General features: G+C 73.2%; 10 protein-coding genes and 1 tRNA gene. 6 read left to right on the top strand and 5 right to left on the bottom strand.

Features of this window, described 5'->3' with window-relative positions; translation table 11 throughout:
• Positions 1–196: 196 nt before the first annotated feature.
• Complete coding sequence (locus ACZ3J7_RS34355) at positions 197–2299, bottom strand: discoidin domain-containing protein (protein WP_465627313.1); 2103 nt, start codon at positions 2297–2299, stop codon at positions 197–199.
• A gap of 654 nt (positions 2300–2953) precedes the next feature.
• Here ACZ3J7_RS34355 and ACZ3J7_RS34350 point away from each other — a divergent pair.
• The 3 genes from ACZ3J7_RS34350 (at position 2954) to ACZ3J7_RS34340 (ending at position 8125) form a co-directional block, all read left to right on the top strand.
• On the top strand, positions 2954–3913 hold the full coding sequence (locus ACZ3J7_RS34350; protein ID WP_465627312.1) for a glutaminase: 960 nt from the start codon (positions 2954–2956) through the stop codon (positions 3911–3913).
• 457 nt (positions 3914–4370) lie between these two features.
• Positions 4371–5852: a S1 family peptidase gene (locus ACZ3J7_RS34345; RefSeq protein WP_465627311.1), complete on the top strand. Its 1482-nt coding sequence runs from the start codon at positions 4371–4373 to the stop codon at positions 5850–5852.
• Positions 5853–6796: 944 nt separating this feature from the next.
• Complete coding sequence (locus ACZ3J7_RS34340) at positions 6797–8125, top strand: tyrosine-type recombinase/integrase (RefSeq protein WP_465627310.1); 1329 nt, start codon at positions 6797–6799, stop codon at positions 8123–8125.
• A 64-nt stretch (positions 8126–8189) separates the two neighbouring features.
• Here ACZ3J7_RS34340 and ACZ3J7_RS34335 read toward each other — a convergent pair.
• The 3 genes from ACZ3J7_RS34335 to ACZ3J7_RS34325 form a co-directional block, all read right to left on the bottom strand.
• A tRNA-Pro gene (locus ACZ3J7_RS34335) sits at positions 8190–8263 on the bottom strand.
• A gap of 158 nt (positions 8264–8421) precedes the next feature.
• Complete coding sequence (locus ACZ3J7_RS34330; protein WP_465627309.1) at positions 8422–9717, bottom strand: MFS transporter; 1296 nt, start codon at positions 9715–9717, stop codon at positions 8422–8424.
• A gap of 95 nt (positions 9718–9812) precedes the next feature.
• Positions 9813–10370, bottom strand: coding sequence for a TetR/AcrR family transcriptional regulator (locus ACZ3J7_RS34325; RefSeq protein WP_465627308.1), 558 nt, complete (start codon positions 10368–10370; stop codon positions 9813–9815).
• Positions 10371–10591: 221 nt separating this feature from the next.
• Between ACZ3J7_RS34325 and ACZ3J7_RS34320 the strand changes: the two genes are divergently transcribed.
• The gene (locus tag ACZ3J7_RS34320) at positions 10592–11311 is read left to right on the top strand and encodes an SDR family oxidoreductase (protein WP_465627307.1); all 720 of its coding nucleotides are present in this window, start codon (positions 10592–10594) and stop codon (positions 11309–11311) included.
• Between the two features lie 18 nt (positions 11312–11329).
• Here ACZ3J7_RS34320 and ACZ3J7_RS34315 read toward each other — a convergent pair whose 3' ends face one another.
• Positions 11330–12049, bottom strand: coding sequence for a YbhB/YbcL family Raf kinase inhibitor-like protein (locus tag ACZ3J7_RS34315; protein ID WP_465627306.1), 720 nt, complete (start codon positions 12047–12049; stop codon positions 11330–11332).
• Positions 12050–12203: 154 nt separating this feature from the next.
• Here ACZ3J7_RS34315 and ACZ3J7_RS34310 point away from each other — a divergent pair, with 154 nt between their 5' ends.
• Both ACZ3J7_RS34310 and ACZ3J7_RS34305 read left to right on the top strand, forming a co-directional pair.
• On the top strand, positions 12204–13112 hold the full coding sequence (locus tag ACZ3J7_RS34310) for a helix-turn-helix transcriptional regulator (RefSeq protein ID WP_465627305.1): 909 nt from the start codon (positions 12204–12206) through the stop codon (positions 13110–13112).
• A gap of 220 nt (positions 13113–13332) precedes the next feature.
• Complete coding sequence (locus tag ACZ3J7_RS34305; RefSeq protein ID WP_465627304.1) at positions 13333–15459, top strand: phosphocholine-specific phospholipase C; 2127 nt, start codon at positions 13333–13335, stop codon at positions 15457–15459.
• Positions 15460–15616 lie beyond the last annotated feature (157 nt).

Here is a 15616-nt window from a genome sequence, read left to right as displayed (position 1 = left end):
TCTCCCCCGAGGACCCCGCCCCATGCGCACCGCACTCACCACCCTCGCCCTCGCCGCCGCCCTCCTCACCCCGGCCGGCCACGCCCTCGCCGCCGGCCGGGGGGGGGGGGGGCGGGCGCGGGGGGGGGGGGGGGCGGGGGGGGGGGGGGGGGGGGGGGGGCTCCGGGACCGGACCGGCCGGTCCCGGAGCCCGGGGTCACTGCGAGACGCGGACGTAGTCGACGATCATCTTCTGCGGCAGGACGGTGGTGGCGTCGGGGTTGCCGGGCCAGTCACCGCCGACGGCGTTGTTGAGGATGAGGTAGAAGGGGTGGTCGTACACCCAGGGGCCGCGGGTCTGCTCCAGCGTCGAGCGGTCGACGGTGAAGAAGCTGTGGCCGTCCACCGCGAACGTCATGTGGGTGGAGTCCCAGTCGACGGCGTAGGTGTGGAAGTCGGAGGCGAAGTCCGACCCGGCGAGGGTGTACGGCGAGCCGTAGCCGCCTCCGCCGTTGTAGGCCGGGGCGTGCAGCGTGGAGTACACCGAGTCCGCGACCTTGCCGACGTGCTCCATGATGTCGATCTCGCCGCAGTTCGGCCACGGCGTACCGGACTTGAAGTTCGAGCCGAGCATCCAGAACGCGGGCCACAGGCCCTGGGTGCCGCTGACCTTGATCCGGGCCTCGACGTGCCCGTAGGTGAAGTCGAGGTGGCCGTGGGTGTTGATCCGGCCGGAGGTGTACTGGCCGTTGGCCTCCTTGCGGGCCTCGATGACGAGGTTGCCGTTGCCGTCCAGGTTGGTGTTGTCGCCGTTGGTGTAGAGCTCCAGTTCGCCGTTCTGGCCGTTGCCCGGGTCCTGGGTCCACTTGGCGGGGTCCGGCTTGGTGTTCGCGGCGCCGTTGAACTCGTCGCTCCACACCAGGCGCGGCGGGTTGGCCGGGTTCGGCGGGAGGGCGGGCGGGGCGGTGGGGCTGCCGCCGGTGCCGTACACGTCGAAGGTCCACAGCGAGTAGCCGTAGCCGTTGCTGCGCGCGGTGCCGTACATCCGCACGTACCGGCCGGTGCCGTCGACGTCGAGGGTCTCCTTGAAGCCCTTGCCGTTGGTGGTGGAGTACACGCTGGTCCAGGTGGTGCCGTCCGGTGAGACCTGGATCTGGTACGCCTTGGCGTACGCCGGGTCCCACTGCAGCACGACCTGGGTGACGTGCGCGGTCGCGCCGAGGTCGACCGCGATCCAGCCCGGGTCGACCCAGCCGTTGACGTCGCTGGTCGCCCAGCGCGTCGCCGGGTCCTCGTCGAACGCCTTGGCCGGCGTGCAGCCCGGGCAGTTGCCGCTGTCCTGGTAGGTCGAGGCGGTGGCGGGCTTGCCGTACGAGAGCAGCGTCCTCGCGCCGCCCGGGTTGCCGCCCCCGCCGCCGGTGAAGACCTGGAACTCCCAGAGCGAGTAGCCGTACTGGGTGGCGCGCTGGGTACCGTACACGCGGACGTAGCGGCCGGTGCCGGACAGGGTGACCAGCTCGGTCGCGCCGCGGCCGTCGGCCGTCGAGTAGACGGTGCTCCAGGTGGAACCGTCCGGCGAGACCTGGATCTGGTACGCCTTGGCGTACGCCGCCTCCCAGGACAGCTGGACGCCGCAGACGTTCTGCGCGGAGCCCAGGTCGACCTGGAGCCACTGCGGGTCGGCGGCGGCCGAGGACCAGCGGGTGCCGGTGTTGCCGTCGACCGCGGAGGCGGCCGGCGTCCCCGCGTTCTCGGTGGAGGAGGCGGTGGCGGCCCGGTTCAGGGCGGCGTTGGTGGTCGAGCAGGCGCCGGTTCCGGTGCCGGTGCCCGCCGTGCCGTAGACCTGGAACTCCCAGAGCGAGTAGCCGTACTGGGTGGCGCGCTGGGTGCCGAGGACGCGGACGTAGCGCCCCGTGCCGTTCACGGCCAGGGTCTCGGAGCCGCCCCGCCCGGTCGTGGTCGTGTAGGCGTTCGTCCAGGTGGTGCCGTCGGTGGAGGTCTGGATCTGGTACGCCTTGGCGTACGCGGCCTCCCAGGTGAGGACGACCGAGGTGATGGTGTCCGTGGCGCCGAGGTCGACCTGGAGCCACTGCGGGTCGGCGGCGGCCGAGGACCAGCGGGTGCCGGTGTTGCCGTCGACCGCGGAGGCGGCCGGCGTCCCCGCGTTCTCGGTGGAGGAGGCGGTGGCGGTCTTCCCCTGCGACAGCAGGGTGCCCTCGGCGCGGGCGGGGGCGGCCTGGTTCACCGCGAGCGCGAGGGTCGCGATCAGGACGGCGACGAACGCGAGGACCAGGGGGCGATGTGGGGGGCTACCTGTCACGGCATCTCTCCTGGGGTGGTCAGGAATGAGAGAGCGCTCTCTCGTGCGTGATGATTGCGCCACTGTTGCGCCCACGTCAATGAACAGAACAAGTTCCGAAACAATGAGCAGAAATCGGTGCAGGAAATACCGAATTCCGGACGTTCACGGGAAGACTCGACGCGCAGACCGCTCACTGAGGCACGAACGAACGGCTCTGTGTTCAAGAGTCGAATCGATGACCCGGTCACGATGTCGCCACGGAAAAGCATGAGGCAAACCGCCTTCGCCATTTTTGGGAGAGCGCTCTCCCGCTTTCTCCTGAGCAACCACACCGAGGTACGTCAGGAGGTCCGGGCGGCCCCGGGCGGGCGGTGGTGGAGGGCCGTGGTGACGACGAGGGATTCCCCCGATGCGGAAGGGGGCCGCCAGTGCGGACGATGGCTGCGTGACGATCGACCCGAGGCGGCGGACGACCCTCGCTCCAGCGGTCCACGCACCCTCTGAACCGGATCCTCTCGCCGGTCGCCGCGGCCTCCGGGTGATCGAACGCGGTGGACGGGCACCGACGGCCACCGGGCGAGACCCCAGGAGTGACCGCCCCACCCCTCCGCGACCCGTGACGCCGGGACGACCACGCCCCCTTCCACCTGCCCACCTCCCCCAGGGACTCCGGTGCTCCACACCCCTCTCCGCGGCAGAACCGACCCCGCGCCCGCGGCCCGGCGCTTCCGCGCCGTCCTGGACCGCATCGAGCACGAGGTGGCCGAGATCCACGACCGCGGCCGCCCGGCCGACTACATCCCGCTGCTCGCCGAGGCCGACCCCCGGCGCTTCGGCATGGCGCTCGCCGAACCGGACGGCACGGTCCACGGCGTCGGCGACTGGCAGGACGCCTTCTCCACCCAGTCCCTCACCAAGGTCTTCGCCCTGGCCCTGGTGCTCTCCCTCGACGGCGAGGGCATCTGGCGGCGGGTGGGCCGCGAGCCCTCCGGCAACCCCTTCAACTCCCTGGTGCAGCTGGAGTACGAGAACGGCGTCCCGCGCAACCCGTTCATCAACGCCGGCGCCCTGGTGGTCACCGACCGGCTCCAGACCCTGACCGGGAACGCCGCCGGGCGCGTCAGGGACCTGCTGCGCGACGAGAGCGGCAACCCGGCCGTCGACTTCGTCCCCGAGGTCGCCGCCTCCGAGACGGCCCACGGCGACCGCAACGCCGCGCTGGCCCACCTGATGGCCTCCTACGGCAACATCACCAACCCGGTCCGCCACCTGCTGGCCGCCTACTTCCGGCAGTGCTCGATCGCCGCCTCCTGCGCGGACCTGGCCCGCGCCGCCGGCTTCCTGGCCCGGCACGGGCTGCGGACCAACGGCTCGGCCCTGCTGACCCGCAGCCAGGCCAAGCAGGTCAACGCCGTCATGCTCACCTGCGGCACCTACGACGCGGCCGGCGAGTTCGCCTACCGCGTCGGGCTCCCCGGCAAGAGCGGCGTCGGCGGAGGAATCATCGCCGTCGTCCCCGGCGTGTGCACGCTGTGCGTCTGGAGCCCCGGACTCGACCGGCACGGCAACTCGGTGGCCGGCCTGTGGGCCCTCGACCGCTTCACCACCCTCACCGGCCTCTCCGTCTTCTGACCGGACCGCCGGCGTGGAACGCAGGACGAGCGCGCCCGCACGGGCGGAAACGCGCCCCGCCGCAGGTCCGGCATCTCGCCGCACCCTCCTCGCCGACGTGACGCCGCCCGCACCTTCGGCCTGCCCACGGTTCCCCGCCCCCTGAGAGCCCTGCGGTGCCGGGGCAACGCCTTCGCACAGCGACGAAACGCCGCACTCCACCGGGGCGTTCGCGGCTGCGCCGCTGCGCGCCGCCGTTCCCGTCCGACCGGTAAACCCGGTGCAACGCGAGGGTTTTCCCCAATGTACGGCCGGGGGCCGCAGCCGCGACGGTGGTGTCCGCTCCCAGGACGGGTGACCGCCTTCCCGCCGGCCGCCTCCTGCCGGAGCGCGTGCTGCGGGCCCTCAACGGCGCGGGCCCGCAGCACCCACCGGCTTCCTCCGCGCCGGCTCCCCCACGAGAAGGGCTCCCCCACCCATGCACGTTCGCCTCGTCCGGACGACCCTCGCCACCGCCGTGGTGACCGCCGCCCTCATCAGCGCCGGTTCCCTGCCGGCCCAGGCCAAGAACACCCCCACCGACGCCGCCGCGTCGGTGCCCGTCCCCGAAGCCATCCGCGCCGCGATGATGCGCGACCTGCACCTGTCGGACAGCGGCCTGCAGCAGCGGATCGCCCAGGAGGCCTCGGCGAGCCGCACCGCGGCCGCGGTCAACGCCCAGTTGGGCGACCGGGTCGCCGGCGTCTGGTTCGACGAGGCCGACGGACACCTGCACACCGCCGTCACCACCGACGCCGACGCCAGGACCGCCCGCGCCGCCGGCGCCGTCGCCCACCAGGTGGCCCACTCCAAGGCCGACCTCGACCGGGCCCTCGCCTCGGTGGCCGCCAAGGCCGCGGGCATACCCGGCGTGGTCTCCTGGGGCCCCGACGTCCGCGCCGACCGGGTCGAGATCACCGTCGACCCGACCCGCTCCACCGACGCCACCTCCGCCTTCCTGGCCTCCTTCGCCCCGCTCGGCGACCTGGTCCACGTCACCGAGAGCACGGACGTGCCGCACCAGCAGGGCGGCACCGTCGTCGGCGGCGAGAAGTGGCTGGTCGGCACCAAGTGGGTCTGCTCGATCGGCTTCCCCGTCACCCGCGCCAACGGTGCCAAGGCCTTCCTGACCGCCGGCCACTGCACCACCGACGCCGACACGAACGCCTACGGCAAGGACGGCACCTTCCTCGGCGTGTCCAACAAGGGCGGCGTCGGCAGCGTCAACGGCTCCGAGGGCGACATGGGCATCGTCGACGTCACCGACTCGAAGTGGGCGCTCAGCAGCAAGGTCAGCGGCTGGGGCGGGAGCGGGGGCGACGTCACCGTGACCGGTTCCGCGGACGCCGTCGTGGGCACCGCGGTCTGCCACTCCGGACAGACCACCGGCTACCACTGCGGCAAGGTCACCAAGGTCGACCAGAGCGTCGTCTACCCCAACGTGACCGTCAACGGCCTGTCCTACTCCAGCGCCTGCTCTGCGGGCGGCGACTCCGGCGGCAGCTACGTCACGGCCACCGGCGGCAAGGCCGTCGGCCTGCACTCCGGCGGCGGCACCGCCACCTGCAGCAGCGGCACCGACCCGTTCACCATGTTCCAGCCCGTCAACGAGGCCCTCACCAAGTTCAACGTCAGCCTCGTCACCTCCACCCAGAACGGCACCAGCCCCGTGCTGAAGAACCCCGGCGCGCAGAACGTCTACGTCGGCACGCCGGTCAGCATCCCCCTCACCACCACCGGCGGCACCACCCCCTACGCCTACAGCGCCAGCGGCCTGCCCGCCGGCCTCACCATCAACCGCACCACCGGCACCATCACCGGCACCCCCACCACCTGGGGCTTCCGAACCGCCACCCTCACCGTGACGGACGCCACCGGCAAGACCTCCAGCGTCTCCGTCAACTTCACCGTCTGGTCCTGAGCCGGGCCCGGCTCCCGAACCGGCGGATCGCGCCCTGGCCCCAGGGCGCGATCCGTCCCCGGACACCCTCCGGCCGTTCACCAAGCCCCTGCGACGTCCGGAGATCCGTGTCCACCCCACCGCGGCCCCGAGCCAGGCGACCCCCGCCTCGGGGCCGCGGCCACCCCGTCGAGGAACGGGGGAATCCCACCAGAGGCACCCTCCCCTCCGAAGCTGGCGGGCGGTCGACCTCCGTCCGAGGGGGACGGATCGACCGCCCGCCGTCGCGTTGCCACCGCACCTTCGGGCTCCCCCACCCATCAGAGTGGCACCCACTCTGCGGAGCGCTGCCCGATACCGCCCGCCCTGCTGTCCGAGGCCATACTTGATCACCGGCATATCCATGGTCAGGCCTACAACCTGACGGGGGAAGGCACCCGAAGCCGTCGTCCGCCGTCCTCGACACTCACACCACACTGCGGCATCCACCGTGGCACCCACATCCAGGACGAGGCCACCGGCTCCTACAGCCCTTCGGCCCGGAGCACGGCATCCTGCTGGCCCCTTCCCCCTGAGCGACCAGCCCGCGACCTCCTCGAAGACCTCCTGATCGGCATCCACGGCTGCTGGCTCCTGCACAGCGAATCCGGCGAGGACGACGAGGATGACGAAGACCTCGGCGCTGCCGAGGTTCGGGGCGACGAACAGGCCGAGGAGCACCAGCGGCGCAGCCACGAGCGCTTCGCCCGGCTCGTGCGCGAAGCCGCCGCCGCGCACCGCGACCGCCTCATCTGACCGACACCGCGCAGCGGGGCAGCCGTGGATCTCCCTTTGCCGCTGGTCAGGGGAGATCCGCAGGTCAGGGGGCATTTTCCCGTCCTGGTGGTCGCACGGTGGTCGCCTCGCGGGAGCACACTGGGAAGGGCAGGCCCTCGCGCACCCGGCCCTTTTCCGAGGCGATCACCATGCGCACCCCTGTCCCCGACCGCGGGCGCGTCTACCGGCGCTGCGGCTGCCGCGACGCCCAGCGCCGCCAGCTCGGCACCCGCTGCCCGCGCCTGGCCGATCCCGGCCACGGCAGCTGGGCGTTCGCCGTCGACGCCCCCTCCCTCACCGGCCGCCGACGCACCCTGCGCCGCGCCGGCTTCCCCGACGAGATCGAAGCGCGCATCGCACTCCGCAAGTTCAACGAGGCCCTCGCCCTGGGGTTCATCGCCGACCCGCGGCAGAAGACCGCCGACTACCTGTACCAGTGGCTCGACGAGAAAGCCCTCTACCGCAAGGCCACGACCATGGCCCGCTACCGCGACTACGTCGAAAAAGACCTCATCCCCGCCCTCGGCGACATCCCCCTCGACGACCTCGACCGCCAGCACCTACACGCCTACGTCACCGCCCAGCTGAAGGCCGGCCGCGGCCGCGTGACCGTCTACCGCATCATGGCGACCCTCTCCAGCGCCCTCTCCAGCGACCGCCTGACACACAACGCCGCCAAACCCCCACTCCTGCCACGCCCCGCCTCCGCACCCCGACACCTGTGGACCGAAGCCCAGACCGTCCGCTTCCTGCGCTTCACCCGCGCCACCGACCCCCTCTACGCCGACCTCGCCGAACTCATGATCACCACCGGCCTGCGCAAGGGCGAAGCCCTCGCCCTCCACTGGGACGACGTCCACCAAGCCGAAGGCGTCCTGTTCGTGCGCCACACCCTCTCCGTCGTCGACAACAACCAGCTCCTCCTCACCACCCCGAAGACCAAATACAGCAGGGCTTGGGTCGCCCTCTCCCACCGCGCAGCCGCCGCCCTCGACAACCAAGCCGACCCCGGCCCCTTCGGCAACACCGACCCCACCGGCTACGTCTTCCACCGCCACGGCCGCCCCCTGCACCCCAAGAACGTCCTCGACCACTTCCACCTGCTCTGCGACAAAGCCGGCGTCCCCCGCATCGCCCTCCACGACCTGCGCCACCTCGCCGCGAGCTTCGGACTCGCCGCAGGCGTCCCGCTGCCCATCATGTCCAAGACCCTGCGCCACCGGACCCTGTCCACCAGCGCCAACATCTACGCCGAACTCACCCCCCGCGCCGCCCGCGCCGGCGCCGACGGCATCGCCTGGATCCTCGACAACGCCGACCGCGAAGAACTCGGCACCCCCGTCTGCCGCACCAGCCGACCCGTACGCCAGCACCCCCGCCCCCACCGGCGACGCCCCGCCAACCGCACCCCGCGCCTCGACGACCCCACCGAGAAATGGCCCATGTGGTCCGGCCACCACCATGCGACCACCACCTGACACCGCAACAGAAAGAGCCGGCACTCGGTTTCCCAAGTACCGGCTCCCACAACCGACTTCACAGTCGGGACGACAGGATTTGAACCTGCGACCCCTTGACCCCCAGTCAAGTGCGCTACCAAGCTGCGCCACGTCCCGTGGTCGTCCGCCCGGTGGCCCTGGTGGGCTCCTTGGCTTTCTGACCCTGTCGCCGATCTCTCGGCGACGTGGAAAACAATACAGCACGTCGGGGGGTGCTCGCTGCCAGGTTTCGGGTGCGTGCCGGGCGGGCGGGGCCGGGGGCGGGCGGGGGTGGGTCAGGGGGTGGGGTGGCGGGCGTCGTAGCGGAGGAAGGCGGGGCGGCGGGCGGCGAGGTAGAGGACGGCGGCGACGCAGGCGAGGCCGCCGGTGAGGATGGAGACGGTGGGGGTGGTGAGGGCGGCGACGGTGCCGGATTCGAAGTCGCCGAGGCGGGGGCCGCCGGCGACGACGACGATGAAGACGCCCTGGAGGCGGCCGCGCATCTCGTCGGGGGCGGCGACCTGCATCATCGTGTTGCGGAAGATCATCGAGACGGTGTCGGCGCAGCCGGCCGCGGCGAGCAGGAGCAGGCCGAGCGGCAGGTTGTGGACGACGCCGAAGGCGGCGATGGCCAGGCCCCAGGCGGTGACGGAGCCGAGGACGGCGACGCCGTGGCGGTGGATGCGGCCGATCCAGCCGGAGAAGAGGCCGCCGGCGAGGGCGCCGACGGCGGGGGCGGCGGCGAGCAGGCCGACGGTGCCGGCGTCGCCGCCGTAGAAGGGCAGGACGATCGCGGGGAAGAGGGCGCGCGGGAGGCCGAAGATCATCGCGGCGAGGTCGGCGGCGAAGGAGGTGCGGAGGTTGGGCTGGCCGCGCAGGAAGCGCAGGCCGTCGAGGACGGTGGCGCGCTTGCCGGTGGTGCTCTGCGGGCGCATCGCGGGCAGCCGCCACATCGCGTAGAGGGTGGCGGTGAAGGCGACGGTGTCGACCAGGTACGCGCTCTGCGCCCCGTACGCGGCGACGGCGACGCCGCCGAGCAGCGGGCCGACGGTCTGGCCGAGGTTCATGCCGATGGTGTTGAGGGCGTTGGCGGCGGGCAGCTGCTCGCGCGGGACGAGGCGCGGGATCATCGAGGACCTGGCGGGCGAGCTGACTGCGAAGAAGCCGCCTTGGAGCGCGACGGCGGCGTACAGCAGGGGAACGGAGCGCAGGTCGAGCAGGGCCTGGGCGGCGAGCAGCGCGGAGACGGCGGCGAGGCCGGCGGAGCCGAGCAGGCCGAGGCGGCGGCGGTCGACCCGGTCGGCGATGGCGCCGCCGTACAGGCCGAAGACGATCAGGGGCACCAGGGAGAAGAGGCCGACCAGTCCGGTGAGGAAGGCGGAGCGGGTGAGGGCGTAGACCTGGATGCCGACCGCGAGGGCGGTCATCTGCTGGCCGATCGAGGAGACCGTCTGCCCGAACCAGAGTCGCCGGTAGTCGGGGCTGGCGCGCAGCGGGGTGAGGTCGGCGAAGGCACCGCGGGTGAGGCGGCGCAGCCCGGACGGGGCGGGCCCGGGCTGCGGGGACGGGCGGGAGGGCGTTTCGGTCGGCACCCCGCCATGCTCGTCCAGCCGTTCGACGGCCCCGCGCCCGGGGTGGCCCCGGACACGCGGCGCAACAAACGGGACGGCCCGGCGCCGCGGGCGGCTCAGCGCAGCAGGGTGCGGGTGAGCAGGGCGGCGAGCGGTTCGTCGAGGGGGTCTCCGGTGGCGAGCAGGCGGTACCAGAGCAGGCCGAAGGCGAGGTCGACGGCGGTGGCGGGGGTGAGGTGCGGGGCGAGGGCGCCGGCGGCGTGGGCGCGGTCGACCAGGGTGCCGAGGGCTTCGCGGCGGGGGCGCAGCAGGGTGTCGCGGAAGCGTTCGCCGAAGACGGGGTCGATCTGGGCCTCGGCCATCAGGGCGCGCAGGGCGTCGGTGGTGGGCGGGGTGGCGGCGGCGAACGTGGCGGCGAGGAAGGCGTGCAGGTCGGCGGCGTGGTCGCCGGTGTCGGGCAGCGGGACGTGCTGCCGGGCGTGCGCGGTGACGGCTTCGAGCAGGACGTCCGCCTTGCCGGGCCACCAGCGGTAGACGGTCTGCTTGCCGGTGCCGGCCCGGGCGGCGATGCCCTCGACGGTGAGGCGCGCGTAGCCGGCCTCGGCGAGCAGCTCGTACGCGGCGGCGAGGATCGCCCGCCGGCTCTCCTCGCTGCGTCGGCGCCCCGGTCGCACGGGGGTCGGGGTTCCACCGGCCGGTCCGGTCAGCTCGGCCGATCCGGTCGGTGCGGCCGATCCGGTCGGTGCGGCCGCACCGGTCGGCCCGGTCGGCCCGGTCGGTCCTGGGGTCGCTTGCTCGATCACGGCGACCACGCTACCTTAATTCGAGACGAGACGTCGCGGTTCGAAATTGCGGACCGGCGGCTCGCGGACAGGACACAGGGGAGGGAGCACGCATGAGTGAGCGCACCGCACTGGTGGTCGGCGGCACGTCGGGCATCGGACTGGAGACCGCCCGCCAACTGCGCGCCCGCGGGGCCGTGGTGCACGTGGCGGGCCGCAGCGAGGAGCGGCTGGCGGCGCTGGCGGGGAGCGACCCGGAGCTGATCGGGCACCGGGCGGACGGCGGCGACCGCGCCCGGATCGCCGAACTCCTCGCCGCCATCGGCACCTTGGACTGGCTGGTGGTCTCGCTGAGCGGCGGCGAGGGCGCCGGGCCGTTCGCCGAACTCGACCTCGGCACCCTGCGCAACGCCTTCGAGGCCAAGTTCTGGGGGCAGTTGACGACGGTGCAGGCCGCGCTGCCGCACCTGGCCGCGGACGGGTCGATCACGCTGGTCACCGCGGTCTCGGCGCGCACCGGCATGCCGGGCACCGCCGGCCTGGCCGCGGTGAACGGGGCGCTGGAGGCGATGATCCGGCCGCTGGCCGCCGAGTTGGCGCCGCGCCGGGTCAACGCGGTCTCCCCCGGACTGGTCGACACCCCCTGGTGGGACGGCCTGCCGAAGGAGGCCCGGGAGGCCTACTTCGCCCAGGCCGCCGACCGGTTGCCGACCCGCCGGATCGCCTCCCCGGCGGACGTCGCCGAGGCGGTCGTGCTGGCCGCGACCAACCGCAACCTCACCGGCACCGTCCTGGAGACCGACGGCGGCCTGCGCCTCGCCTCCCTCGACTAGCCGCCCGGCGGAGGCGGTTCAGCGGGCGGCCAGCGCCGTGGTCTGCGCGTAGCCGATGACGTGGCCGCCCATCGTGAACGCGGTGACGGTGGAGGGGGTGGCGGCGGGCAGCCCCAGGCTCGGGGTGTCCAGGGCGTAGACGGTGATCCGGTAGCGGTGCGTGCGGTCGCCGACCGGCGGGCAGGGGCCCATGTAGCCCTGCGCGCCGGCGGCGTTGGTGCCGTCCACCGCACCGGCGGGCAGCGTCCTCCCCAGGGTGGTGGTGGCGGCCGGCACGTCCCAGACCAGCCAGTGCCAGAAGCCGGAGCCGGTCGGCGCGTCCGGGTCGAACATGGTGACGGCGAAGCTCCTCGTCCCGACCGGGGCGCCGTGCCACTCCAGGCGCAGCGGCTGGTTTCCGCCCTCGCAGCCGAAGGAGTTCGCCCAGTGCTCCTGCGGGAAGCGGCCGTTGGGCAGATCGGGGCTGCTCACCGCGAACCGCTCGACGCCGACCGGGATCCCGGAGCGGACCGAGACCCGCCCGAAGTCCGTTGCCTTCCGGCCCGCTTGGGCACTCGAGTCGGCGGCCCCCAGCAGGGTCAGCACGGTGGCGGCGGACAGCAGGACGGCCGCGGTCCGGGCCCGGCGCGACCGCCGGCCGACGGTGGCAGTGGCGGTGGCGGTCGCGGTCGCGGCCGCGGTCGGGAGCGTGGTGGCCTCGGGAACGGCAGTGACGGCGGTACGAGGCGAAGGAGACATGGCGCGGGGCTCCCTGTCGGTGGTCGGGTCCGGCTTCGGATGCCCCCACCCTCGTCCGCCGCCCGCCCGCCGGGGAGGCCCGCCGGATGGTGGTACCCGGCGTACCAGGGTCCGGACTGGACGGTCCGCCGCGGCCGCACCGATGATCGGGGGCATGACCGAGCCCGCACCGTCCCCGCAGGCGCCCAGGCGGGCCCCCGTGCCCAGGCAGGCCGAGCTGGCCGCCTTCCTCCGGGCCAAGCGCGCCCGCCTGCGGCCCGAGGAGGTCGGCCTGCCGCACGGTCCGCGCCGCCGCACCCCGGGGCTGCGCCGCCAGGAGGTCGCCCAGCTCGCCGCCGTCAGCGTCGAGTGGTACGTCCGGCTGGAGCAGGGGCGGGTCGGCACTCCGGGCGGCGCCGTCCTGGACGCCCTCGCCGAGGCGCTGCGGCTCACTCCGGACGAGCACCGCCACCTGCACCGGATCGCCCGCGGCGAGACGCCGGTCCGCCCCGCGGCTCCCGCGCCGCTTCCCCGGATCCGCGACTCGCTGCGCCAACTCCTGGACGGCATGCCGCTGTTCCCGGCGTACCTGGCCGACCACCGGCTCGACGTGCTGGCCCACAACGCGGCCGCCCGGGCCCTGTTCGGCCCGGCGTTCGGCACCGGTGCGACCGACAACACCGCCCGCATGCTCTTCCTCGACCCGGCCACCCGCCCCACCCAGCTCGACTGGCCCCGGGTCGCCCGCGAGACCGTCGGCCACCTGCGCACCGCCGCCGCCCGTCACCCGGAGGACCCCCGCCTGGCCGCCCTGCTCGCCGAACTGCGCGCCAGGAGCCCGGAGTTCGCTCTCTGGTGGGACGACCACACCGTGCTCGAACGCTCCGCCGGCACCAAGCGCGTCGACCACCCCGAGGCCGGCCTGCTCCGCCTCCACTACGACATCCTGACCACCGGCGACCACCACCTCTTCACCCTCACCCCCGCCGACCCCGCCACCGACCGCGCCCTGCGCCACCTGGTCACCGCCCACACCACCGGCACCGCCACGGGCACCACCGTCCGCCCGATCACCGCCGCCTGAGCACGGGACCGGCCGATGACCGCGCCGGGCTCCCCGCCCTCGCGGCCGAATTGGCCTTGTCTGCACAACTTGGCGGCGAACCGGGCGCACTTGTCCGGACAAGTCGAGGCGTTCGTCCGGCGTACGCCGGGCGGTCACGGGCGGGACGACGGGCGGTACCCCGGGCGCGCTGTCCTGGGGGGCACCCTCCGTCCGTCCCCGTCCAGAGGTCGTGTCTCCCGTGACTGTTGAACCGAACGAGCCGAATCAGCCGAACGAGCCGAACCGGCCGAACGAACCCAACGAGCCGAGCGAGCCGAGCCGGCGTCGTTTTCTCCAACTGGCCGGTGCGAGCCTGGCGTTCTCCGCGCTGGCGCCCAGCATCGCGCGGGCCGCCTCGATCGTCCCGCAGGGCGCCACCGGCACCATCCAGGACGTGCAGCACATCGTGGTGCTGATGCAGGAGAACCGGTCGTTCGACCACTACTTCGGCGCGTTGAAGGGGGTGCGCGGCTTCGGTGACCCGCGGCCGGTGACGCTGCCGAGCGGGAAGCCGGTCTGGTACCAGGCGAACAGTTCGAAGAAGGAGATCCTGCCGTTCCGGCCGCAGGCGAACGACCTCGGGATGCAGTTCCTCCAGGACCTCAACCACGACTGGGCGGGCGGCCACAAGGCGTTCAACGGCGGCAAGTACGACCAGTGGGTGCCCGCCAAGACGGCCACCACGATGGCGTACCTGACCCGGCAGGACATCCCGTTCCACTACGCGCTGGCCGACGCGTTCACGCTGTGCGACGCCTACCACTGCTCGTTCATCGGCTCCACCGACCCGAACCGCTACTACATGTGGACGGGGTACACCGGCAACGACGCGACCGGCGGCGGGCCGGTGCTGGGCAACCAGGAGGCGGGCTACTCCTGGACGACCTACCCGGAGCGGCTGGAGGCGGCCGGCGTCTCCTGGCGGATCTACCAGGACGTGGGCGACGGCCTGAACGCGGCCGGCTCCTGGGGCTGGATCGGCGACGCGCACCGCGGCAACTACGGCGACAACTCGCTGCTGTACTTCAACAACTACCGCAACGCGCAGCCCGGTTCGGCCCTGTACGAGAAGGCCCGGACCGGTACGAACGCCAAGGCCGGCGACGGCCTGTTCGACCAGCTGCGCCGCGACGTCGCGGCCGGCACGCTGCCGCAGGTGTCCTGGATCGTCGCACCCGAGGCGTACACCGAGCACCCCAACTGGCCCGCGAACTACGGCGCCTGGTACGTCGCGCAGGTGCTGGACGCGCTGACCTCGAACCCGGACGTCTGGGCCCGCACCGCGCTGTTCATCACCTACGACGAGAACGACGGCTTCTTCGACCACGTGGTGCCGCCGTTCCCGCCCGCCTCCGCCAACCAGGGCCTGTCCACGGTCGCCACCGGCGCCGACTGGTTCGCGGGCAACGCGAGTTACGCGGCCGGGCCGTACGGTCTCGGGCAGCGGGTGCCGATGCTGGTGGTCTCGCCGTGGAGCACCGGCGGCTACACCTGCTCGGAGACCTTCGACCACACCTCGATCATCCGCTTCATCGAGCGGCGCTTCGGCGTCGCCGAACCGCACATCTCCCCCTGGCGGCGGGCCATCTGCGGCGACCTCACCTCCGCCTTCGACTTCACGGCGAGCAACACCGCCCCGGCCGTGCTGCCGTCCACCGCCGCCTACCTGCCCGCCGACCGCAACCGGCACCCGGACTACGTCCCGGCCCCGCCCGCGACCGGCACGATGCCGCGGCAGGAGGCCGGCGCCAAGCCCACCCGCCCGCTCAAGTACGCGCCGTACGTGGACGGTTCGGCCGACGTCTCGACCGGCAAGTACGCCCTCGCGTTCAGCGGCGGACCGGCCGCAGGCGCCCAGTTCCTGGTCACCTCGGCGAACCGCACCGACGGCCCGTGGACGTACACCACCGAGGCCGGCAAGACCCTGTCCGACGCCTGGAACACCAGCTACTCCAAGGGCGTCACCGACCTCACCGTGTTCGGCCCGAACGGCTTCCTGCGCCGCTTCCGCAACCCCGGCAAGACCGCCGGCCCCGAGGTCACCGCCCGCCACGACGCCGCCACCGGCAACCTCGTCCTGACCTTCACCAACCCGGCCGGCGCCGACGCCGTCCTCACCGTGACCAACGCCTACGCCGGCTCCCCGCGGGCCGTCACCGTCCGCCGCGGCGGCACCGTCACCCTCACCGTCGACCTCTCCACATGCCGCCGCTGGTACGACCTCACCGTCACCTCCGACCAGAGCGCCGACTTCGTCCGCCGCCTGGCCGGGCACGTCGAGACCGGCGCCCCGTCGCTCTCCGACCCGGGCCTGCTCACCTACTGACCGTCCGGACCGGGTGGCCGGGGCACGTCCACCGCCTCCGGCGCCCCACCCTCCGCTCCGGCCGGCCCGCCGGAGCGGAGGGTGTCCGAACCCTGCGCCGCTGGTTCCGGCCGGGGCACCGGCCACGGCCCGCGCCCTTTGACACCAGGCGCCCCAA

It is taken from the genome of Kitasatospora sp. NPDC015121 (assembly GCF_055562955.1).
The sequence above is the reverse complement of the archived record's forward strand: the minus strand, read 5'-3'. Positions and strand labels throughout refer to the sequence as shown.

Bases quoted from the DNA above. Each gene is read 5' to 3' on its own strand.
- ACZ3J7_RS34345 (WP_465627311.1), top strand. From the start codon at position 4,371: ATGCACGTTCGCCTCGTCCGGACGACCCTCGCCACCGCCGTGGTGACC.
- ACZ3J7_RS34340 (WP_465627310.1), top strand. From the start codon at position 6,797: ATGCGCACCCCTGTCCCCGACCGCGGGCGCGTCTACCGGCGCTGCGGC.
- ACZ3J7_RS34320 (WP_465627307.1), top strand. From the start codon at position 10,592: ATGAGTGAGCGCACCGCACTGGTGGTCGGCGGCACGTCGGGCATCGGA.
- ACZ3J7_RS34315 (WP_465627306.1), bottom strand. From the start codon at position 12,049: ATGTCTCCTTCGCCTCGTACCGCCGTCACTGCCGTTCCCGAGGCCACC.
- ACZ3J7_RS34310 (WP_465627305.1), top strand. From the start codon at position 12,204: ATGACCGAGCCCGCACCGTCCCCGCAGGCGCCCAGGCGGGCCCCCGTG.